Genomic DNA, 20339 nt, shown 5'->3' with positions numbered 1-20339 from the left:
CAGATGTCCCGCACCACTGTCCGGCACCGACGGTGACGTAGTTAATGTTGGCTTGCTTCATGTTCTCACTTTAGTTGTCGACGAAACGGTCGGTACCCTCCACCCTTTAAAGTTGTGGTAGGTCGACTTGACTTTGCTCGGCCTGTATCGGTTTAACACTGTCAGCGCCGTGCAGGCAGCCGGCGCTTTCAGCGTCACGCACAATGAGTCGGCCGAGGGTGTGGTCAGCAGTCACTTGGCGACATGCAACGTGGGAGAACTCCGGATTTTCAGCTAGCCGCTGACGAATCTTGGCTCTGAATTCTTCGGTTGATTTCGCGCCGAATACAACGCTCTTGACCGCATCAGCCGGGAATTCGAATAGTTCTTCGGAGATGCTGGATTCCTGCGTGAGCGAAGGCAGGGGGACGAGCATGCGCCACTCTTTTTCCTGCGCGTACTGCGATGACTTGGTGCAGAAAACCTTGGTCCCGTCTAGCTCGCCTAGGCTGTTGTATTTCGGAAGTTGATCGTAGTAGGTGACCTCCCGCAGATATAGGAATTCGTCCTTCCCAGTTCTTCTTCTGTCGAAGTATGGATGAGTTTCATCGAATTCCACGACGTAGCCCGAATGCGCCGCAGCATAATGCGTCCACATGTATATGCTGTCGGGCTCCGTTGTGAGACTGAGAATGCCAATCCGCTCAAGGTGTTCATTAAGCTCGTCTGAAGCCCTGCTCATGTTTAGGGAGCTCTTGGAAAAACGAATCGAGGACACATTGAATAGTTCCCTCGAACTCCTCCTTGTTGTCCGAAATCGCATCATGCGCGAACTGGACAAAACCGGCTTTGCTCAACCGAGATTTCACTTCAAACGGCAGGTCTTCGTATCCTTGCTCTAGTGCAGCTACGATGTTGAATCGTTCGTTGAACCTATCCGCTATCTCTTGTTCGCTAACGATATGCTTGAAATGGGGCCTCAGCTCGAAAGGGTCGTTTAGGCCGCTGGGACGTGTGAACCTAAGTTTCAGGTTGCCGATAACGATGTTCGGATCCGGCGGAAGGTACTTGTATAGGGCCATTTTGAGCTCCAATGAGATGGTGCGACTCTGCCGTCCCATACAGTCGCTGCTTACATTCGCGCGCTTGGCACAATGCACTGGCAGCAGTGGATTGCACCCTGGGGACCTGCAAATATCGCGGAGGCGTGAGCGCAATCATAAGGAAGCCATTTTTATCGACTGTAGGCCACTACCGCTTGAATCACCCAGGGTATAGTAGGCTGTGGTCAGCCACAGCAAGCGCCCGCTTCTGGCCCAGAGCAGACGTCGCTCCATATCTGAAGCGCCGGCGTCGCGAATCGGCGTGCATGGTGGTTTCAACGACTCGGCCCAAGCGGCATATCGGCGCCGGGCCAGATTCTTGAAGTACCTGCAAGGCGTGCTCAGATTCGCACGCCGAGGGCATCCAGCGTCGCGGTCGTCATCGTACCCGTAGCTCGAATTCCATAGGCAATTTGGAACATCCGGAGAGCAGACTGGGTCTCGGGGGTCATCGTGCCATCGATTGCACCCGGGTCGTAGCCCTTGGAATACAGCGCCGCCTGAACACGCATGATGAGCATCTTGAGCGCGTCAGCGTCCCGGCCTTCTGAAATTGGCTTGGCATTGTAGCTGGGCTGCAGGGTCAGGTTGTTGGTTGCCGGCGAGGTTGCTCGAGGCGCAGGCTGAAGATTCTGACCTTGATAACCCGTGGTGCTGCCGCCGCTGCTCCCACTAGTGCCACTGGTCCGTGGAGTGGCAGGCGCGGTGTAGCTGCTCGGCGGAGGCGTGTAGGTGGCCGGTGGCGGGGAATAGGACCGATAGGAGCTTCCGGATCCAGACGAGTGGGATCGGTGGGAGCTGTGCGACCGGTGCGAGCTGTGGCTCCGGTGCCCGGCGTACAGGTTGTGGCGTCCGGCATTGAGCGACGTGCTCAAGACAGTTGCGTACTTGCCGTCCATTTCTGAAAGCCTGGACAGATCGGACTGACCCTTGGGGGGCTCTGTGCTCAGAGCTCCTAGCGTGGCGGCGCCGACAATCATCAGTGCGTTGGACATGATTAGGCTTCCAGAACGGGAGAGACGGCACGGCTGGTCCACGCCGGGGTAATCCACGAGAAAAATCCGCCGCAGCGCTGCCGAACAGAGCAGGCGTCACAGGCAGGCAAATAGTCGTTCTTCCAAGGAGAGATGCTCTGCACCGCGTAGGGCCACAGGGATCGATCCAGCGTGCAGAGTGGAAGGTTGTAAAGCGAAACAGGAATTCCGCCCTCCGCGAGAATGCTGACGGCCTCGGCAAGATCTTCCGCGTAGTCGGCCGGGTCGGCCCAGAGTTCGCGCTGGTGAGCCTTGGCAAAGCCAATCGGCTCGATGCCCATCAAGGCGACATGCTCCACGAAGGGTAGGTTTCGCCAGATGTAGCGGGACAGCTGCACCAAGCGTTCGAAGGTCGGTCGTACCAGGACGACCCGGATTTCAATACGCTGCTTGGCAGCATCCAGGGCATATAGTCCGCGCAGGGTCTGGGCGAATGCACCTTCACTCTGTACGACATAGTCGTGCAGTGCATAGTGGTCCCCATACAAAGGGACGCCCCAGCTCAAATTTGGGTGAAGACCGGCGAATTTCTCATGCAAGCCTGGGTCGCGCAATCGGCCGTTGGAAAGGATGTGGATGTGCGTGTTGGGCAGGGCGTCCGCGCACTTGCGGACGACGTTGACCAAGCCGTCGCCCAGCAGCGTCGGCTCACCGCCGCTGATCGCCAGCGAGGATTCATCGAGGTCGATCAAGTCGATCAGATCGAGCAGGTGCCTGACTCTCCAGTTATCTTCTATGTCTCTAGGTGGCTGGGAGCACATTAGGCAGTAGCTGTTGCAGCGCTCGGTAGCGAACAGGACATTGCCCGTGTCACCACGTCGGTATCGAATCGCAACCTTGCGCTGGATGGGGTTGAGCTCGACGACATCACCGGATTTGCAAAGGCCGGGCGGCCCCTCGAGGCGAACAAGCGGCAGCTCTCCCAGCAATGCTGCACCTGTAGGTGGAATCACGGCGCCCCAAGGAAGCTGTAGCAGGGATTCGCTCAGCTGCTGGGGAGCAATGCCGCGAAGATCCAGCGCCAAGCGTTCAAAGGGCAGGGTTGCCTGGGCGAAATCGGTTAGATCTACCACCTTGAGGAGCGATGCCTTGGTCAGGGGCGACAGCTCCGCCTTGGCCTCAAGCGGCAGCATCGGCCATCTCCTCCATGGGCGCCTTCGGGATCGCCCAAGAACGCATCAAGCGCCGGGTCAACGGATCTGCGGTCTCGTAGCGTTCCAGGAAAAAGTCGAACAGCCCCATGTTGCGTCTGCAGAAATCGCTGCTTGGCCGGTGCCCCACCGTATCGCCTTGGCGGGCGTAGTGCTCAATTGGGTCAGCCCCGCACATCGACACGTATGCACAATCAGAACAGGTTGGTAGGGCCTCTGCGACACCTGCTTCCAACAGGCGTGCCATGGCAGGCGAGGAGACCCACTTGGCTATCGGCTCGGACACAGTGCCCAGCGAAAAGCTGTCATCACCCATGGCGGCGAGCATTCGCGCTTCGTCGGATGGGTAGACGCGCCCGTCATGGTCGTAAATTACTGCACCAAGCCCCGCGCCAGATGGTGAACGGAGATCGACGTATCCGTGCCCGAACGATGTGAAGAGCTGGGAAAGCAGCAGGGACGCATAGGATTCTTCCATGGCATATCCGGAACGATTGATCGCGACCAGATGCTCGAATGCGCGCTTATAGAAGCTGAGGTAGTCGTCTGTCGAATAGCCGGTGCGTCGCGCCGTTCGGGAAGCGAACCCATAAGGGCTCAAGGGCCGAAGCGAGATGCTGTGGAACCCGAGCTTCTGGTATTCGTCGATGATGGCCTCTGGAACTTCAAGGCTGCGCCGGGTCAGGGTGGTCAGTGCGGATACGCCGTCCTCGCCTAGCCATCGCCGCCCCATCTCGATACCGTCAAGGGTGCGGCGGTAGCTGTCTCGACCGGGACGTGGACGATTGGCATTGTGAAGCCACTCGGGGCCGTCAAGCGACGTGGACAACTTGAAGCGGTGCTCGGCCAGGAAGTCCAATTGCGCTTCGGTGAGATCGTGCAACGTGGAGGCCAAGACAAACCGCAACGAGCGCCGAGCGGAGCGGTTGCGCTTGACGATGCGCCGGGTGATGGCTTTCACCTGGTCAAAATTGAGCAGGGGCTCGCCGCCTTGGAACTCGATAGTCAGCTCTTGGCTTGGCCACTCGAACAGGCGCTCTACCGCCTGCTCGGCATGCGATTCGGCCAGGTCGAAAGTGGTGGCGCTGGTCTCTTGGCGCGAAACCTGGCAGTAGCTGCAAGTGTGGTGACAGCGAAGCGAGACCACGAAAATATGGAGCGCAGGGCCACCCAATATGTATGACTTTCTGCTGCGGATCTGGCTAAGCAGGGGAGCCAAGCTGCTCCGGCTTGTGTCGGCTACGGCCAGGTGGCGGGCCTCCACGTCGGCAAAAGCGGGTGATCCCGTCGGCAGTTCATGGGAAACAAGCCGTTGGAGATCCTCTATGCCCATCACGAGCCAATCGCCGGCCATCGAGGACACAAACGCCCGGTCCGGGTCCCAAGGAAGGCGCCGGAATCGGAACGGTAGCAGTTGGTAGGTTTGCGAGGCGGCAAAGGCCTGCGGAGGCCTAAACTTTGACATCAACGATCACCGACGGCTCTGCCTGCAGCAAGGCAGCCTTAATCAGTTTCTGCTGCAGGCCGGCTGTCTCCGTGCGGACAGCGGCCCTTAGCCGTTCGTCCAGCAAATCGCGAGAAAACTTTACGGAAAGATCGCTTGGAAGCGGGTCACTACCCAATGCCGAAAACACGACGGACAGACCATCGCTTTGGCTACGTAGCTCTACACCAAACTGCCCCGTGTAGCGATGTGCAGCTCGCGCCACTATGTCGTCTGAATACAGACATCGATCAACGATATATTGCGAGCGTTCCATTGCCCATCCCCCTGTGGATATGCAGACTTTGCTCCTTACGGGCAACGGATGCAACCCAGGGCAGCAGTGGGCTCCCTTCCCAGTTACCACTTGATCAAGAAGTCTGCGAGTATTTTCCTGCGTAGCAAGCTTGTTCCGTACTAGCTTGGGTCATTCCTGCGATGGTAGAGGCAATGGCGCTCAGAGAAGAGGCTGTGAGTTGCCTCCCCTGGTGATGTCCGTGCTAAGCCAGGACCACTGCGCGGTGAATTCCCTAGATTCATGAAGAGCACTTCTGGCCGAAATCGGGATCGAGCAGAAGTCTGTCTCAGGTCCTCAACGCACACCCAATCGGCCTCCCATCGACACCGGATTGCCCGTCATTCTGTATTCTCGGGTGTGCCTATGTTCCCGGTCTCATAGCGCTGTCTAACAACACCCCCGTTGCGGGTCCAGATCAGGATCTGCTTGTCTCCAAACGTCACGCTCTCCACTGCGGAGTTCAGGGGAACCAGGTATTCGAAGCGTCCGGATTGTCCCTTCCTCGCGTTGACAAGCCCGACCCTCACCTGGATCGTTCGATCCCCATACACGCTTTCGATCTGACTCACCGATTGGCCACTATGAACTATTAGTCCCAGTATTCGAAGTTGTCCCGGTTGGGTCTGCTGGACATTGAGAAAATGGACATCGTCAAGGTCGAGAGTTCGTGGCTCATCGTGCTCACTGCATGCCACCATCAACGCGCCGACAACAACTGAGCATATCCAGTGCCTCCACTTTCGTAACAGTGGGCGTGCAGATACCTTGTCGCCGCGCATAAGCCGCCCCTCCGTGTGCACTGATGGTGCACCGGTATAGCATGCCGACGCGAAGTGGATCGGCTGGGACGACGGGAATCGGCGCCAAACCATGTTGTTGACACAGACCTCACCGGGTTAAAGCGGGCCGCAGATGGCAGTACTGCTCAGCGAACTGGCACCTACGTATTTGCTGAGTAGCGTCAGATCTGGCGCCTGCACTCTCTGGAGGATGGGTGGCCTGAACATTGGTTTGGATCGCTTCCAAAATGGCCGCGAGGTGCACGTGAGCGCCAATGAGCCCAGGCGGGCGCTACTCAACGAACTCAACGGAAGCGCCTGGATTCATTGTCTTTCCTGTACCGGAAGCCATCTGTGGCCCTGCCGTGACGTTGAATTTCCAGTGCCGGCCCAACAATCAATCAGGCTTCGCTAACCCGCCGATCCGCAGCCCGCCGCACCAACCGCTCCCGCACCTTGTCATACACCAGGTTGTACACATAGGTATAAGGCAAAAAGAACGCGATCAACCCCATCTCCAACAGGAACGCATCCCAGTAGGAGATCGACAGCCACCACGCCGCCAGCAGCACCACCACAATCACCAGCCCGCCCTCAAACCCCACCGCATGCCCGATGCGCACCGGCACGGTGCGCTTGAACCCGAACTTCTTCTCCACCCGCTCGAACATCGCGTTGTAGATCATGTTCCACAGCATCGCGCACGTCGCCAAGGCGATGGTCAGCACGCCGGTTTCAAACAGCGACTTGCCCAGCACCAGGGACATCACCGGCGCACAAAGCAGCAGGGCGATGCTCTCAAACAGCACAGCGTGGACAACACGGTCCCAGAGGGTCTTTTCGGTTTTCATGGTGCAGCACCTGATGTTCACCGCCGGCAGCGCCAAGCGGGGGGGGAGAGCGGATCGAAGGAGGGGGAGGCGGGGCGGCGATCGACGCTCGTAGCGCGCCCGGCAGCCATGGTATAAGTTTCAAAAATGGCAGAAAACCCCCAATACTGCAGGCGTCCGTTTCAAATATGAAACACTTTCCCTGGGACAACCTGATGGTGCTGCTGGCCGTAGTGCGCGGCGGCACCCTGCGCGAGGCGGCCAAGGCCGCGCGGATGAGCACGGCCACGCTGTCGCGCCGGTTGGATGCGCTGGAAGAGCGGCTGGGCGGCAAGGTGGTGGAGCGCACCTCCACCGGCTGCATCCCCACCGAGCTGGGGCAGCGGGTGTTCGCGCTGGCCGAGCAGATGGAAGAGGCCGCTGATGAGATCGCCCGCGAGGCCGATACGCCCAAGGAGCTGGTGGGCACGGTGCGCATCAATGCCGACGAGTGGGCCAGCTTCCTGCTGATTACCCTGCTGCCCGGGTTGAACCGCCAGCACCCCGGGCTGGGCGTGGAGGTGCTCACCTCGCGCGAGCCCTACAACCTGGCGCGGCGCGAGGCCGACGCGCTGCTGCGTTACGGGCCGCCGGACACCGCCGACCTGCGCGGTGACCGCGTGGGGCGGGTGGAATATGCGCTGTACGCCAACCAGGCCTACGCCGCGCGGCGGCAGGCGGCGATTGCCAGCCAGGCATGGCATGAACTGGAATTTGTGGGGCTGGACGAGCCGCGCGTGGAGTTTGAGGTGGAGCGCTGGCTGCGCTCGCTGCCCGGTGCGAATCGCCCGTGGTTGCGCTGCAACTATTCGGTGGGGGTGCTCGATGGGGTCACCGCCGGCGGCGGGCTGGGTGTTGTGGAATGCACGGTGGCCCAGCATGTGGGTGGGTTGGTGCGCGTGCGTGATGCACCGGCGTTGAGCAAGGATGTGTGGCTGTGGACGCATCGGTCGCTGTATGAAACGCCGCGTTTCCAGGCCGTGCGCGATTTCCTCAAGCACACCTGGCTCAACGCGATGGCCGGGCGCGGGCAACCGGCGGGGTAGGGCGCGTTACCCGCCGCGCTTGCTCGACGACGCATCCACCAACGGGTAGCCGCTGAAGGGTTTCACCTCGTCCATCAGGAACTGCGACACGATCTTTTCCACGCCGAAGTCGCCGCCGAGCAGCTGCCGGGCGATGTCCTTCCAGTGGTGGACGTCGTTGACGATCACCCGCAGCAGATAGTCCGAGGCGCCGGAGATGCGACACGCCTCGACCACCTCGGGCATGGCCAGGATGCGCCGGTCGAACGCGGTGAACTCTTCCAGCACATGCTGTTTGAAGGTCACCAGCGCCAGCACCACGGTGACCGAGCGGATCCGGTCCACCGCCACATGCGCGCGATAGCCGCGGATCAGTCCCTTGGTCTCCAACGTGCGCACACGGGCCAGGCAGGCGCTGGGCGAAAGCGCGACGCGCTCGGCCAGCGCCTGGTTGGTGATGCGCGCGTCCTGCTGCAGCACGTCGAGGATCTTCAGGTCGGTGCGATCAAGCGCCTTGGCAGTCATGACACTCCGGGGCGGCATGCACCGCAGGTTGTTCGCTATTTGATGGCCGGTGCCGCAGATTCTGCGTAATTCACCGGTGATATCGGCCACATCTTCGGCTTTTGTCGAGATAACCATAATGCAATCAATGCGTTGGCGCCAGTGAGTGCCCCGTCATTTCTGCTGGACAGCGATAGCCGTTTTCACTTTCACTCGACCTCAGCCGTGATCGCCGCCGCGCAGAAAAATCCGCCGGCAGCGTCATCCATCGCCACTTGGGGGACCGTGCCAATGTCGTCGCATTTCCACGTACGCAAGCTGACCCGCGCCATCCACCTGTCCTGTTGCCTGGGCCTGATCGCCAGCGCGCCCAGCTGGGCACAGGACGCCGCGCCGGCCCCCGGGGCGGGGGATGCGGCCAAGACCCTGGAGACCATCGTGGTCACCGCCGGCAAGCTGAAGGAGTCGGTGCGCGAGATCGCCGGCTCGGTCTCGGCGGTCACCGACCAGCAACTGCAGGACATCGGCGCGCAATCGCTGGCCGATTACATCCAGCGCACGCCGGGCGTGGTGTTCAACAACTACCAGCCGGGCGTGTCGCATGTGGTGATGCGCGGCATCGCCACCAGTGCGGGCAATGTGCAGGGCCAGCCGACCACCGGTTACTTCCTCAACGAGGTGCCGCTGACCGAGCCGGGCTGGACCATCGCCATTCCCGATATCGATGCGTTCGACCTCAACCGCGTGGAGGTGCTGCGCGGCCCGCAAGGTACGTTGTTCGGCTCGGCGTCGATGGGCGGCGCGATCAACTACGTGGCCAACGTGGCCGACAGCAGTGGCTTCGACGCTGCCGCCGAAGTGACGGTGAGCCAGACCAGGAATGCCGACGTGGGCTATTCGGCCAAGGCGATGGTGAACCTGCCGATCAAGGAGGACCTGCTGGCGGTGCGCGCGGTGGCGCAGTATCGCGACGCGCCCGGCTTCCTGGACAACATCGGCACCGGCAAGAACGGCGCCAACAGCAGCACGGTGGATGGCGGCCGCCTGTCGGTGGTGCTGACCCCCAGCGAAGCCACCACGCTGACCTGGTTGAGCCTACTGCAGAACACCGACAGCGACGACAACAGCTACCGCATCGTGGGCCTGGGCGAGCTGGAGCGTAAGACCGCGCTGCCGGAGTTCACCAACACCAAGGTGGCCGTGCACAGCCTGCGGCTGGACCAGGACCTGGGTTTTGCCGACCTCACCGCGCTGCTGTCCTACCAGAAGAAACAGCAGGACTGGCGCTTCGACTACACCCCGGTGCGCGCCGCCTACAACGCCGACCTGGGCCTGGACCTGACCGCGCCGTTGTACATCGCCTCCGGCGGCGAGAGCCGCGGCAAGAGCATCGAACTGCGGCTGTCGTCCAAGCCAGGTGGTCGCATCGACTGGCTGGTGGGCGGCATGTATTTCGATTCGGACAAGAGCCTGTACGAAACACTGGGCGCGCAGGGTGCGGCCGGCGCCTTCGACCGCTCGCGGTTGTATGGCCCAGGCAGTGGTGCGGTGATCGCGCCGAACGGAGAGATCTTCAACGGCTTCGGCACGCAGTTGAGTGGCTCGGAGGCGGCGCTGTTCGGTGAAGCCAGCCTGCACCTCAATGAGGCGTGGAAGCTGACCGTGGGCGGCCGCCTGTTCCGCAACAAGGTGCGCACGACCACCACGCAGGAGGGTTTCTCGACCTATCCCGGCGCGCCGATCGTGTCCACCCAGCAGACCGAGGAAGACGGTTTCAATCCGAAGGTGTCGCTGACCTGGCAGGCGAGCGACGATGTGATGGTGTACGGCCTGGTGTCCGAGGGCTTCCGCTTCGGCGAGCCCAACACCGCTGGCCTGAGCATCTACCCGGTGCCGTCGGGGTCCAAGAGCGACAGCCTGATCAACTACGAGCTGGGCACGCGCACCACCTGGGCCGGTGGGCGCCTGCTGCTGGATGCCACGCTGTTCTACGTGGACTGGAAGGACATCCAGCTGCGGCTGCAGACGCCGGACTTCTTCAACTACGCCAGCAATGGCGGCAAGGCCTACAGCCGTGGCGTGGAATTCTCCGCAACCTGGCGCCCGCTGGATGCATTTGAATGGCAGGCGTCGGCCACCTGGCAGCACGCGCGGCTGGATGAAGACCTGCTGATTCTTTACTACGGCACCGCGCCGGCCGGTGCGCAGCTGCCGGGCTCGGCCGACTGGACGGTGAGCAACCTGCTCACCTACCACTTCGACGCGCGCTTCGACCCCACCATGTCGCTCTCGCACCAGTACGTGGGCGGCGGTATCAGCGATCTGAACTCGGCGGTGCCCGGGGTTACGCCCAACCGGCAGGGCAACTACAACCTGTTCGACCTGCGCTACCGGATGACCTTCGGCACCACCGACGTCAGCCTGTTTGGCAGCAACCTCACCGACAAGCGTGGCATCACCCGCAGCGTGACCGAAACCAACGGCGTGGGTGAAGGCCTGGTGCGGCCGCGTACCGTTGGTGTCACCGTGCACTGGCGTTACTGAGGCCATGGACGGCAGGGTTGGGGTGCAACACCGTTCGATCGGGCGCTGGCAGCTGGCCGGCCGCCGCAAGACGCTGGAGTCGGTGGTGGCCGATGGCGAGCGCGCCGGCCTGCACCGTCGGCTGGGCGCGGGCAGCCTGCTGGTGTTGGGGATAGCCAACATCCTGGGCGCGGGCATCTACGTGGTCACCGGCACCGCTGCGGCCAGCTTCGCCGGGCCGGCGGTGCTGCTGGCGTTCGTGCTGGCGGCGCTGGCCTGCGGGTTCACCGGGCTGTGCTATGCCGAGCTGGCCTCGGTGATCCCGGTGTCCGGCTCGGCGTATTCGTACTGCTACGTCACCCTGGGCGAAGGCGCGGCGTGGGCGCTGGCCTGGATGGTGATCCTGGAATACCTGCTGGCCGCCGCCGCGGTGGCGGCCGGATTCTCCGGCTATCTCACCAGTCTGCTTGGCGATCTACAGGTGCAGGTGCCGATGGCGCTGGCTACCTCCAGCGTTGTTGCCAGCCAGCTGGGCGGGCACACGCAGCTGTCGTTCAGTGGTGGCGCCAACGTGGTTGCCGCGTTGGCGGTGCTGGCCGCCGCGGCGGTGCAGATCGCCGGGGTGGGCCGCTCGGCGCTGGCCAACCTGGTGCTGGTGCTGATCAAGATCGCGGTGCTGCTGGCGTTTATCGGGGTCGGTTCGCAGTTCATCGACAGCGCCAACTGGCAGCCGTTCCTGCCGGCCAATGAAGGCGGGTTCGCGTATGGCTGGCCCGGGGTGATGCGCGCGGCGGCGATGCTGTTCTTCGCCTATCTCGGCTTTGAGACCGTGTCGATGGCGGCGGCCGAAGCGCGCAACCCGCGCCGCGATGTACCGGTGGGCATCCTCGGCTCGCTGGTGGTGTGCACGCTGCTGTATATCGCCGCCGGTGCGGTGCTGACCGGGCTGGTGCCGTTCCGCGAGCTGGGCGTGCCCGATCCGGTGGCACTGGCGGTGGACCGCATCGGCTGGCCCGGCTTTGCAGTGCTGATCAAGGTGGGCGCGTTAACCGGGCTGGGCTCGGTGCTGCTGGCCAATGCGTATGGTGCCTCGCGAATCAGCCTGAGCATCGCCCGCGATGGGCTGCTGCCGGCGTTCTTCACCCGCGTGCATCCCCGCCTGGGCACGCCTTGGCTGGCCAGCGCGGTGTTCGGCACGGCCAGTGCGCTGCTCGCCGCGTTGCTGCCGATCAGCATCCTGGGCGACCTGATCTGCCTGGGCATCGCCTCGGCGTTCATCGTGGTGTGCATCGCGGTGATGTGGCTGCGCTCGACCCGCCCGGACCTGCGCGGTGGCTTCCGCGTGCCGCTGGGCGGGATCTGGATCGGCCGCACCTGGATCGGCGTGGTGCCGGTGCTGGGCATCGTGATGTGCCTGGCGATGATGGCCCCGGTGCTGGGCGACATGGTGGCGCAGGTGCGTCGCGGCGACACCCTGCCGGCCACCATTTTGCTGGTCTATGTGCTGATCGGCGCCTTCCTTTATCTCGTTTATGGCCAGCGCCGCGCGCGCCGGCTTGTGCAGGACGCCAACGCATGATGCTTGATGATTTTCCCCTGGCCCACGCGCTGCAGCTGGGTCGGCTGGACGCGCACGACCAACACGCGCTGGTGCGCCGTGGCGAACTGTCGCCGGCCGAACTCACTGCCGCTGGGATCGTGCGCGCCCGCCATCTGGACCCCGCGCTGGGGGCGCTCAGCCACACCGATTTCGATGCCGCGCTGCTGCGTGCCGCGCAGGTGGACCGCACCGCGCCGATGGCCGGCGTGCCGTGGTTGCCGAAGGATTCGCTGCGCTACCCGGGCATGCCCACGCGCGGCGGCTCGCGTTCGCGCAGTGGCGTGGCCGCCATCGATGCGTCGCCCTTCGTGCAGCGCTTCGATGCGGCTGGGCTGGTGGCAATCGGCAAGAGCTGCATGCCCGAGTTCGGGTTGATGGGCTCCACCGAGCCGCTGCTGGGGCCGGTCACGCGCAATCCGTGGGCGCCGGCGCACTCGCCGGGCGGCTCCAGTGGCGGTGCCGGCGCGGCGTTGGCCGCGGGCATCGTGGCGCTGGCGCATGGCAGTGATGGCGCCGGTTCGATCCGGATTCCCGCTTCGGCCTGCGGGGTGGTGGGGTTGAAGCCCGGCCGTGGCAGCACCGTGGCGGTGCGCGGCCGGCACGCAATCGAAGACCTGATCGTGGCCGACAGCCTGATGTCGCGCAGCGTGCGCGATACCGCGTGGGCGTTCGCGATGGCGCACCCGCATGCCGGGCTGGACCTGGACGCATTGGCGCGACCGCCAGCCCGACTGCGGATCGGCGTGGTAAGCGATGCGCTGCCCGGGGTGGCGCCCGATCCGGCGGTGGCCGCGGTGCTGGCCGAGGTGGTGGGCCTGTGCACGGCGCTGGGCCACGAGGTGCAGGCCACCGCCTATCCGTTGCCGGGCAGCGAGGTCTGGCAGGCGCTGTACACGCTGTGGTCGCGGCTTGGGCTGGATGCGGTGGAATTGGCTGCGGCGCAGGGCGGCGAGGACTTCGCTGCGCGGGCGCTGGAGCCGTGGACGCATGGGCTGGCGCGGTATCACCGGATGCACTGCGACGTGGATGCGCTGGAGCAGGCCTACGCGGTACTGGCGGGCTTGCCGGGCGTGTTCAATCGCTTCCATCAGCGCTTCGATGTGCTGCTGACGCCCACGCTGCGCACACCGCCGCCGTTGCTGGGCGAGTTGGCGCCGGACCGTGATTTCGACGCGCTGATGCCGGCGATGTTCGACTGGATCAGCTACACCCCGTTGCAGAACCTGGCCGGCACCCCGGCGATCTCGCTGCCACTGGGCCAGGCCGGCGCTTTGCCGGTGGGCGTGCAGTTTGCCGCCGACCGCGGACAGGAGCCGCTGCTGCTGCAGCTGGCGGCCGAACTTGAACAGGCCGCGCCGTGGCGCGACCGCTGGCCAACGGTTTCGGTGGCCGCCGCATTGAAGGAGATGCACTGATGGGACACGCCCGCGACAGCCGCTATGCCGCGCGCAGCCAGGACGACGTACTGCGCCTGCTTGCCGCCCAACCCTTCGCCTGGCTGGTGTCGGCCGGTGGCGAGGATGCCGCGTTCACCCCCCTGCCGCTGCGCGCCGAATGCGATGCGCAGGGGCAGCTGGTGGCACTGCGCGGCCACCTGGCGCGGCGCAACCCGCATGTGGCGCGGCTGCACCGCGACGGTCGCGCGCAGGCACTGGTGATGGGGCCGCACGCCTATGTGTCGCCGAGCTGGCTGGACGACCGTACCCAGGCGCCCAGCTGGAACTACGCCGCCGCCGTGTTCGATCTGGACGTGGCGGTCAGCGAGGAGGAAGCGGACATCCGCGCCGAGCTGGATGCGCTGATCACCCAGATGGAGGCCGGCCGCACCCGCGCCTGGGCGCTGGAAGAAATGGGCGAGCGCTATGCGCGGCTGGCCACCGGAGTGAGTGCGCTGCGGGGGGCGGTGCGTGAGGTACGCGCCACCTTCAAGCTGGGCCAGGACGAAGCGCGGTTCGATTTCGCGCAGTTGCTGCTGGGCCTGCAGGCCGATGGCGAGCAGGCGCTGGTGGACTGGATGCGGGATTTCGCCGGGGAGCGCGCATGAGCCGCAGCCTGGACGCGCTGGACCCGCAGATTCGTGGCTTCATCGAGAGCGTCTGCCGCGAAGGTGCACGGCTGGGCGGCGGGCGTGCGCTGGGCTGGCCCGAACGCCGGGTGATTGCCGCGCAGGCACGCGCACCCTGGTGCGCGGGCGGGCCGCAGATGCGCGAGATCGTCGATGTCCGCCTTGCCTCTGCGCAGGGTCCGTTCGGCGTGCGCGTGTTGTACCCGCACGCGGTAGCGGCTACGCCGTCGCCCGCGCTGGTGTATCTGCACGGCGGCGGCTGGTGTCTGTTTGGGCTGGATACGCACGATCGGCTGTTGCGCGAGTACGCTGCTGCCGCGCAGATGCCGATGGTGGCCATCGACTACAGCCTGGCACCTGAGCACCCGTACCCGGCGGCGCTGGACCAGGTGCTGATCGCGCTGGACTGGTTGCGCAGCCACGGCGCGGGCATCGGTATCGATGCCGACCGGCTGGCGCTGGGCGGTGATTCGGCCGGCGCCAATCTCGCTGTGGCCACCACCCTGCGCCTGCGCGAGGCCGGTGAGCAGCACCGGGTGCAGGCGCTGGTGCTCAACTACGGCGCCTGGACGCCCGCCTTGTCCGATACCGCGCGGCAGACGCTGGGCGGGCCGGAGGACATGCTCAGCGGCGCGGAGATGGACGAGTTCTGGGCCGCCTACCTGGGGCCGGACGCCGCGCACGCGGCGGGGCCGTTGATGGCGCCCCTGCACGCGCGATTGCACGCGCTGCCGCCGGCGCTGCTGCTGTGGGGGGACCGCGATGTGCTGGCCGAGCAGAACCTCGCGATGGCGCAGCGGTTGGCCGATGCCGGGGTGCAGACCCGCACGCAGGTCTACCCGGGCGCGCCGCACAGCTTCATCGAAGCGATGGCTGTATCGGACACCGCGCGCGATGCCATCGCCCGCGGCGCAGAATGGGCGCGCCAGCATCTGCTGCAATCCACCCCGCAAGGACACTCCGCATGACCCCGATGCCGCACCGGATGCTCGCCGCCTGCCTGTGCATCGCCGCGTGGCTGCCGGCCCTGGCGGCCGCGAAGGCGCCGCCGGTGGTGCCAACCCCTGCGCAGATCATGGCGCTGCACACCGTCGCCGATCCGCAGATCGACCGCGACGGTGCGTGGATCGCCTATACCGTGGGTACGCCGCAGGCAGCGGGCAAGCCGCCCCGCAGCCGGATCTGGTGGGTTGCGGCCAGCGGCACGACGCCCGCGCATGAACTGGCCGCGCCGGAGACGGCCAGCGAGGCGCATCCGCGCTGGAGTGCCGACGGCCAGCACCTGGACTTTCTCTCGAACCGGCCGCTGCCGGCCACCGAGGCCACCGCCGGCCTGGCCGACATGCAGGTGTGGCGCATCGATGCACGCGGCGACAGCGCCACGCCGATCACCCGCGCCAGCGGCGCGGTGAGCGCCTTTGAGGTATCGCCTGACGGCACGCGCGTGGCCTACCTGGCCGCGGATGCGCCAGATGCCGCGCTCACTGCCGCACACGCTGCCAAGGACGATGCGGTGGTGGTCGAGCAGCCTGCCGCGTTCACGCGCGTATGGCTGCGTGACCTGCGCAGTGGCGACACCCGCGCGCTGACCGCGCCGACCCTGCAGGTGCACGACCTGGCCTGGTCGCCGGACGGGCGCACGCTCGCGCTGCGCGTCTCCGATGGCACCACCCTCAATGACTACTGGTACCGCTCGCGCGTGGTGCTGCTCGATGCCGCCAGCGGCACGCTGGGGCAGGTGCTGGAAGCGCGCGCCTCGGCCCATCCGCTGCAATGGTCGCCCGATGGCCGCCGGCTGCTTTACGGGCACCTGGGTGAGCACGGCATGGTCGCCGACATCACCGTGCATGACCTCGCCACGGGCCGGCGCGTGGTGCTTGGCGCGGACTGGAACGGCACGCTGTGGCTGGCGCGCTGGCAGGACAACCACCGCCTGGTCGGCCTGGGCCAACGCGGCGTGCGCGGTGCATTCCTGCAGCTGGACGCCAGCACCGGCCGCTGGCGGGAAATGGCGCGCCCGCAGATTCCGTACGCCGGGTTCACCACCACCGCCAGCGGCCGCAGCGCCTACATCGGCATCGGCGATGCGCAGCCGGCGGAAGTGTGGGTGCGCAACGGCGGCACGCTGGCCGTACGCACCGAGCACCATCAGGAGGTGGCGGGCTGGGCCCACGGAGAGGTGCGCGAGCTGGCATGGACTTCCTCGCGCGATGGCTTGCCCATCACCGGCCTGCTGGTGACCCCGCCGGGCTGGACGCGCGGCACGCCACTGCCCACCCTGGTGCAGGGCCATGGCGGCCCGGCGTGGGCGTGGTGGTCGGGCTGGCTGGGCTCGTGGCATGACTGGGCGCAGCTGCTGGCCACGCACGGCTATGCGGTGTTCCTGCCCAACCCGCGCGGCTCCGAAGGCGCCGGCCATGCGTTCACCGAGATGGCGCGCAATGACTGGGGCGGCGCGGATTTCCAGGACATCCTGGATGGCGTGGACATGCTGGAAAGCGAAGGCGTGGTCGACCCCCAGCGGTTGGCAATCGGGGGCTGGAGCTACGGCGGTTACATGGCGGCGTGGGCGGTGACTCACAGCGACCGCTTCAAGACCGCGATTGTTGGTGCCGGCGTGATCGACATCGGCGCGATGGCGCTGACCACCGACACCCCCGACTACCTGCCCGGTTACTTCGGCGACCCGGTACGCAACCGCGCCGTCTACGACGCGCACTCGCCGATCCGTTACGCGGACCGGATCAAGGTGCCGGTGCTGATCCTGCATGGCGAACAGGACCAGCGCGTGCCGCTGTCGCAGGGGCAGATGTTGTATCGCGCACTGCGCTTCAACGGCACGCCGGTGGACATGGTGACCTACCCGCGCGGGCCGCACTGGTTCTTTGAATCCGCGCATGGGCGCGATGTGCAGCAGCGCGTGCTGGAGTGGCTGGACACACAGTTGGGTGCGGAGCGGCCCCGATGACGGCGGTGGCCGACATTGCCTTCATCGGCGGCGGGCACATGGCACGCTGTTTGATCGAAGGGTTGCTTGCGCAGGGCAGGGCGGGCGTGCGGATTGCGGTGGCCGATCCCGCGCCGGGCATTCGTCAATCGTTGGCCGATGACCTGGGCGTGCGTGTCTTCGAACACAGCGCCGAGGCTGCCGCGGTCGCGCCGGTATGGGTGTTGGCGGTGAAACCGCAGGTGGCACCTGCGGTCTGCGCAGCGCTGGCGGGCGTGGCTGCAGACGTGCGCCCGCTGGTGATCTCGATCATGGCCGGCGTCCCCCAGGCGCAGTTGCAGCAGTGGCTGGGCATCGACACGCTGGTGCGCAGCATGCCCAACCAGCCCGCAGCGATCGGCGCGGGCATCACCGGCCTGCATGCCGCCGCAGGCCTGAGTGCCGGGCAGCGTGGCTGCGCCGAAGCGGTGTTCAGCGGCGCAGGGCAGACCGTGTGGCTGGAGCACGAGGCGCAGCTGGATACCGTTACCGCCGTTGCCGGTAGCGGCCCGGCGTATGTGTATCTGCTGGCCGAGGCGCTGGAGCAGGCCGCGTGCGTGCGTGGCCTGCCGCCGGCGCTGGCCCGGCAGCTGGTGGTGCAGACCGTGCTGGGTGCCGCACGGATGCTGGCGGTGTCGGCCGACGGACCGGTCGCGCTGCGCACGCGGGTAACCTCGCCGGGTGGCACGACGCAGGCGGCGGTAGCCGTGCTTGAGGGCGGCGGTTGGGAAGCTCTGATCGATCAGGCGGTGGAGGCGGCCAGCGCGCGCGCGCGGACGCTGGCCGCGCAGTGTGGCTGACACCGGGTGATTGGGCGGACGCAGGCAATGGCATGACGCGGGTGCCCGCCCTGACGCCGCTGTATTTCGCTTAGCATGCGCCCACACACCTAACCGGACGCAGCGATGGCGCGCAGGATGATGCAGTGGGGGCGATGGATATGGCTGCTGTGCCTGCTGCCGCTCATGGCGCTGGCCGCGCCCACGCCGATCCCCGACCTGCACGACCCGGTCGTGGACACGGTGCAGGCGCTGTCGGCCACGCAGGCCGACCAGCTGCGGACGCAGGCGCTGGACCTGCAGGCCCGGCGCGGTGCGCAGCTGCAGGTGCTGGTGGTGGACAGCACCGGCGAGGACGGCATCGAGGCCTACGCGCAGCGGGTGTTCGACCAGTGGCAGATTGGCCGCAAGGGCGTGGATGACGGCGTATTGCTGGTACTGGCCATGCACGACCGGCGCGTGCGCATCCAGGTGGGCTATGGGCTGGAAGGCGCCATTCCCGATGCGTACGCCCGGCGCATCATCGATGAGGCGATCCTCCCGCGCCTGCGCGAAGGCGACCCCGGGCAAGGGCTGCTCGACGGCAGCGCGCTGCTGGTAGGCCTGGTGGACGGCGAGGCACTGCCGCCACCGAGCGAGGTGGCCGACAACAATCCCAACCACGTGAAGCTCCCAGAGGAGTGGCGGCGCGGCGACAGCATCGTTGCGCTGGTCCTGGCAGCGGGCTTTGCCATCGGCGTTTGGCCAGCGCCTCGCCCGCATGGCCCAAAGCGCGGCGGCAAGCACCCGTGGTGGCTGCGACCGCTGCTGGGGGTGGGCGCGGTGCTGCTGGGCGCACTGGCCTGCGCGCTGATCACGCCGGGCGATACGCTGGCGTTGGCATTGGTGATGGCATTCCTGGTGCCGGGCACCGTGTTGCTGGGCTGGCTGTGGCCGCGCAGCCGCGGCCTGCGCTGGGTGCTGTGCGCGCTGCTGGGCGCCAGCGCGTTGGCCAGCCTGGCGTGCGTGGCTGACGGCCGCCCGGTGCCCAGCCTGGCGTTGAACATCACCTTCATGGTGGCGCTGGGCATTGTGGGCATGCTGGTGGCCTTCCAGGTGCTTGCGTTGCGGGCGCGCTGGCAGGCCGGCCGCACCGGCTTCTGCGTGCGTCTGCTGCTGCTTTCCGCCGTGACGGCGGCGTTTGCGTGGGGGGTGAACACGCTCTTTGCGAACGCCGGCACTGCCGAAGGCTATGCGGCGTTGGGCGTGGGCAGCTTCGTGCTGTACTTCATCTGGGTGTTCACCATGAACGTGATGGAACGGAGCAGCCGGGGTGGGTCCAGCGGCGGCCGCGGTTCCAGCGCCAGCAGCGCATCGGACAGTTCATCCAGTTCGTCCAGCAGTTCGTCCAGTGACTGGTCCGGCAGCGGTGGGCGCAGCGGTGGCGGTGGCGCATCGGGCAGCTGGTAGGGCTGTGCTAGTCGGCGTATGCACGCCAGCCCTGCGCGGCATCGGCGAGCGAGGCACCGGCAGTTACGCCGCTCAGGCGCACCTGCAACCCCTGCGCATTGGGCAGCACGCGCTGCTCGGGGAACCAGCGGCGGGTGGCATCCACCACGATCAGCAGGCCCTCGTCGTCGCCCAACGGCGCGAAGTACGGCGTGGGCGAGGACAGTGGCTGCATGCCGAAGGCGGCGTCAAGCTGCGCATGCGCGGCAGCCACGGCAGCCACGGGCAGGCCGACCTCGCTGATGCAGGTCATCTCGCTGCCGTGGAACGGGCCCTGCCGGGATGACGCAGGCAGCCGGCGACGGGCGATCAGCTCCAGAATCAGGCCATCCGGCCCGGTGAAGTAAATCGACTCCGAATCCCAGCGGCCTTCAAAGCTGAAGTGCTCCTGGCCCTCGGCGTTGCGCTGGCGCGTGGCGCGCGCGTCGAGCCAGCGGGTGGCTTCGGTGAAGCGGTTGTGCGGCACGTTGAAGGCGAGGTGGACGCCACCGACGGGGCGGCTGCCGGCCGGTTCCAGCTGCAGCCGGCTCCAGCCAAGAGTCACCTGTGCATCCCGCACAGGAAGCTGGAGCACGTCCTGGAAGTAGGCGGCGGTGACGGCGACATCGGCGGTGGGAAGCGTGAGCTGTTCAATGCGCATGCATGACAGGGTGCAGCAGTGGGCCGCGTGCGT

The 20339-nt window shown here is 65.8% G+C and carries 18 protein-coding genes; 9 read left to right on the top strand and 9 right to left on the bottom strand.

What is annotated here, in order from left to right; genetic code table 11:
- Positions 1-106 precede the first annotated feature (106 nt).
- From AC3IR9_RS19660 to AC3IR9_RS19630, 7 genes are all read right to left on the bottom strand, one after another.
- The gene (locus AC3IR9_RS19660; RefSeq protein WP_489292864.1) at positions 107-721 is read right to left on the bottom strand and encodes a DUF2971 domain-containing protein; all 615 of its coding nucleotides are present in this window, start codon (positions 719-721) and stop codon (positions 107-109) included.
- Positions 696-1061: a hypothetical protein gene (locus tag AC3IR9_RS19655; protein WP_489292863.1), complete on the bottom strand. Its 366-nt coding sequence runs from the start codon at positions 1059-1061 to the stop codon at positions 696-698. The genes AC3IR9_RS19660 and AC3IR9_RS19655 overlap by 26 nt, the downstream gene beginning before the upstream one ends.
- A gap of 362 nt (positions 1062-1423) precedes the next feature.
- Positions 1424-2077 (bottom strand): His-Xaa-Ser repeat protein HxsA, encoded by a 654-nt coding sequence (hxsA, locus tag AC3IR9_RS19650; RefSeq protein ID WP_489292862.1) that lies wholly within the window; start codon positions 2075-2077, stop codon positions 1424-1426.
- A 2-nt stretch (positions 2078-2079) separates the two neighbouring features.
- Positions 2080-3249: a His-Xaa-Ser system radical SAM maturase HxsC gene (hxsC, locus tag AC3IR9_RS19645; RefSeq protein ID WP_489292861.1), complete on the bottom strand. Its 1170-nt coding sequence runs from the start codon at positions 3247-3249 to the stop codon at positions 2080-2082.
- Entirely contained in the window at positions 3236-4732 is a 1497-nt protein-coding gene (hxsB, locus tag AC3IR9_RS19640) for a His-Xaa-Ser system radical SAM maturase HxsB (protein ID WP_489292860.1), read from the bottom strand. Before hxsB ends, hxsC begins: the two co-directional genes overlap by 14 nt.
- A complete protein-coding gene (locus AC3IR9_RS19635; protein ID WP_489292859.1) occupies positions 4719-5027 on the bottom strand; it encodes a hypothetical protein in 309 nt (102 codons plus the stop codon). Before AC3IR9_RS19635 ends, hxsB begins: the two co-directional genes overlap by 14 nt.
- 1201 nt (positions 5028-6228) lie before the next feature.
- The gene (locus AC3IR9_RS19630) at positions 6229-6678 is read right to left on the bottom strand and encodes a multidrug/biocide efflux PACE transporter (RefSeq protein ID WP_489292858.1); all 450 of its coding nucleotides are present in this window, start codon (positions 6676-6678) and stop codon (positions 6229-6231) included.
- Positions 6679-6845: 167 nt separating this feature from the next.
- Here AC3IR9_RS19630 and AC3IR9_RS19625 point away from each other — a divergent pair, with 167 nt between their 5' ends.
- On the top strand, positions 6846-7742 hold the full coding sequence (locus tag AC3IR9_RS19625; protein ID WP_489292856.1) for a LysR family transcriptional regulator: 897 nt from the start codon (positions 6846-6848) through the stop codon (positions 7740-7742).
- 6 nt (positions 7743-7748) lie between these two features.
- On the opposite strand, the gene AC3IR9_RS19620 is transcribed toward AC3IR9_RS19625, so the two are convergent.
- Positions 7749-8246: an Lrp/AsnC family transcriptional regulator gene (locus AC3IR9_RS19620; protein ID WP_489292855.1), complete on the bottom strand. Its 498-nt coding sequence runs from the start codon at positions 8244-8246 to the stop codon at positions 7749-7751.
- Positions 8247-8516: 270 nt separating this feature from the next.
- Here AC3IR9_RS19620 and AC3IR9_RS19615 point away from each other — a divergent pair, with 270 nt between their 5' ends.
- The 8 genes from AC3IR9_RS19615 (at position 8517) to AC3IR9_RS19580 (ending at position 19627) form a co-directional block, all read left to right on the top strand.
- Positions 8517-10769, top strand: a complete 2253-nt coding sequence (locus AC3IR9_RS19615; RefSeq protein WP_489292854.1) for a TonB-dependent receptor — start codon at positions 8517-8519, stop codon at positions 10767-10769.
- Between the two features lie 22 nt (positions 10770-10791).
- Positions 10792-12327: an amino acid permease gene (locus AC3IR9_RS19610; protein WP_489292853.1), complete on the top strand. Its 1536-nt coding sequence runs from the start codon at positions 10792-10794 to the stop codon at positions 12325-12327.
- Complete coding sequence (locus tag AC3IR9_RS19605) at positions 12324-13763, top strand: amidase family protein (protein WP_489292851.1); 1440 nt, start codon at positions 12324-12326, stop codon at positions 13761-13763. The genes AC3IR9_RS19610 and AC3IR9_RS19605 overlap by 4 nt, the downstream gene beginning before the upstream one ends.
- The gene (locus AC3IR9_RS19600; RefSeq protein WP_489292849.1) at positions 13763-14392 is read left to right on the top strand and encodes an FMN-binding negative transcriptional regulator; all 630 of its coding nucleotides are present in this window, start codon (positions 13763-13765) and stop codon (positions 14390-14392) included. Before AC3IR9_RS19605 ends, AC3IR9_RS19600 begins: the two co-directional genes overlap by 1 nt.
- Positions 14389-15381 (top strand): alpha/beta hydrolase, encoded by a 993-nt coding sequence (locus AC3IR9_RS19595; RefSeq protein WP_489292847.1) that lies wholly within the window; start codon positions 14389-14391, stop codon positions 15379-15381. Before AC3IR9_RS19600 ends, AC3IR9_RS19595 begins: the two co-directional genes overlap by 4 nt.
- Positions 15378-17381 carry a S9 family peptidase gene (locus tag AC3IR9_RS19590; protein WP_489292846.1) on the top strand — a complete coding sequence of 668 codons (2004 nt, stop codon included), beginning with the start codon at positions 15378-15380 and terminating at the stop codon, positions 17379-17381. The genes AC3IR9_RS19595 and AC3IR9_RS19590 overlap by 4 nt, the downstream gene beginning before the upstream one ends.
- A complete protein-coding gene (proC, locus tag AC3IR9_RS19585) occupies positions 17378-18199 on the top strand; it encodes a pyrroline-5-carboxylate reductase (RefSeq protein WP_489292845.1) in 822 nt (273 codons plus the stop codon). Before AC3IR9_RS19590 ends, proC begins: the two co-directional genes overlap by 4 nt.
- A 105-nt stretch (positions 18200-18304) precedes the next feature.
- A complete protein-coding gene (locus tag AC3IR9_RS19580; protein WP_489292844.1) occupies positions 18305-19627 on the top strand; it encodes a TPM domain-containing protein in 1323 nt (440 codons plus the stop codon).
- A 7-nt stretch (positions 19628-19634) separates the two neighbouring features.
- Here the strand turns inward: AC3IR9_RS19580 and AC3IR9_RS19575 are convergent, their stop codons facing one another.
- The gene (locus tag AC3IR9_RS19575; protein ID WP_489292843.1) at positions 19635-20306 is read right to left on the bottom strand and encodes a VOC family protein; all 672 of its coding nucleotides are present in this window, start codon (positions 20304-20306) and stop codon (positions 19635-19637) included.
- Positions 20307-20339: the final 33 nt, after the last annotated feature.

Source organism: Stenotrophomonas sp. GL_101 (assembly GCF_057835675.1).
The sequence above is the reverse complement of the archived record's forward strand: the minus strand, read 5'-3'. Positions and strand labels throughout refer to the sequence as shown.

Bases quoted from the DNA above. Each gene is read 5' to 3' on its own strand.
- AC3IR9_RS19600 (WP_489292849.1), top strand. From the start codon at position 13,763: ATGGGACACGCCCGCGACAGCCGCTATGCCGCGCGCAGCCAGGACGAC.
- AC3IR9_RS19660 (WP_489292864.1), bottom strand. From the start codon at position 721: ATGAGCAGGGCTTCAGACGAGCTTAATGAACACCTTGAGCGGATTGGC.
- AC3IR9_RS19620 (WP_489292855.1), bottom strand. From the start codon at position 8,246: ATGACTGCCAAGGCGCTTGATCGCACCGACCTGAAGATCCTCGACGTG.
- AC3IR9_RS19595 (WP_489292847.1), top strand. From the start codon at position 14,389: ATGAGCCGCAGCCTGGACGCGCTGGACCCGCAGATTCGTGGCTTCATC.
- hxsB (WP_489292860.1), bottom strand. From the start codon at position 4,732: ATGTCAAAGTTTAGGCCTCCGCAGGCCTTTGCCGCCTCGCAAACCTAC.
- AC3IR9_RS19630 (WP_489292858.1), bottom strand. From the start codon at position 6,678: ATGAAAACCGAAAAGACCCTCTGGGACCGTGTTGTCCACGCTGTGCTG.
- AC3IR9_RS19590 (WP_489292846.1), top strand. From the start codon at position 15,378: ATGACCCCGATGCCGCACCGGATGCTCGCCGCCTGCCTGTGCATCGCC.
- proC (WP_489292845.1), top strand. From the start codon at position 17,378: ATGACGGCGGTGGCCGACATTGCCTTCATCGGCGGCGGGCACATGGCA.
- AC3IR9_RS19655 (WP_489292863.1), bottom strand. From the start codon at position 1,061: ATGGCCCTATACAAGTACCTTCCGCCGGATCCGAACATCGTTATCGGC.
- hxsA (WP_489292862.1), bottom strand. From the start codon at position 2,077: ATGTCCAACGCACTGATGATTGTCGGCGCCGCCACGCTAGGAGCTCTG.
- AC3IR9_RS19580 (WP_489292844.1), top strand. From the start codon at position 18,305: ATGGCGCGCAGGATGATGCAGTGGGGGCGATGGATATGGCTGCTGTGC.
- hxsC (WP_489292861.1), bottom strand. From the start codon at position 3,249: ATGCTGCCGCTTGAGGCCAAGGCGGAGCTGTCGCCCCTGACCAAGGCA.
- AC3IR9_RS19605 (WP_489292851.1), top strand. From the start codon at position 12,324: ATGATGCTTGATGATTTTCCCCTGGCCCACGCGCTGCAGCTGGGTCGG.
- AC3IR9_RS19615 (WP_489292854.1), top strand. From the start codon at position 8,517: ATGTCGTCGCATTTCCACGTACGCAAGCTGACCCGCGCCATCCACCTG.
- AC3IR9_RS19575 (WP_489292843.1), bottom strand. From the start codon at position 20,306: ATGCGCATTGAACAGCTCACGCTTCCCACCGCCGATGTCGCCGTCACC.
- AC3IR9_RS19635 (WP_489292859.1), bottom strand. From the start codon at position 5,027: ATGGAACGCTCGCAATATATCGTTGATCGATGTCTGTATTCAGACGAC.
- AC3IR9_RS19625 (WP_489292856.1), top strand. From the start codon at position 6,846: ATGAAACACTTTCCCTGGGACAACCTGATGGTGCTGCTGGCCGTAGTG.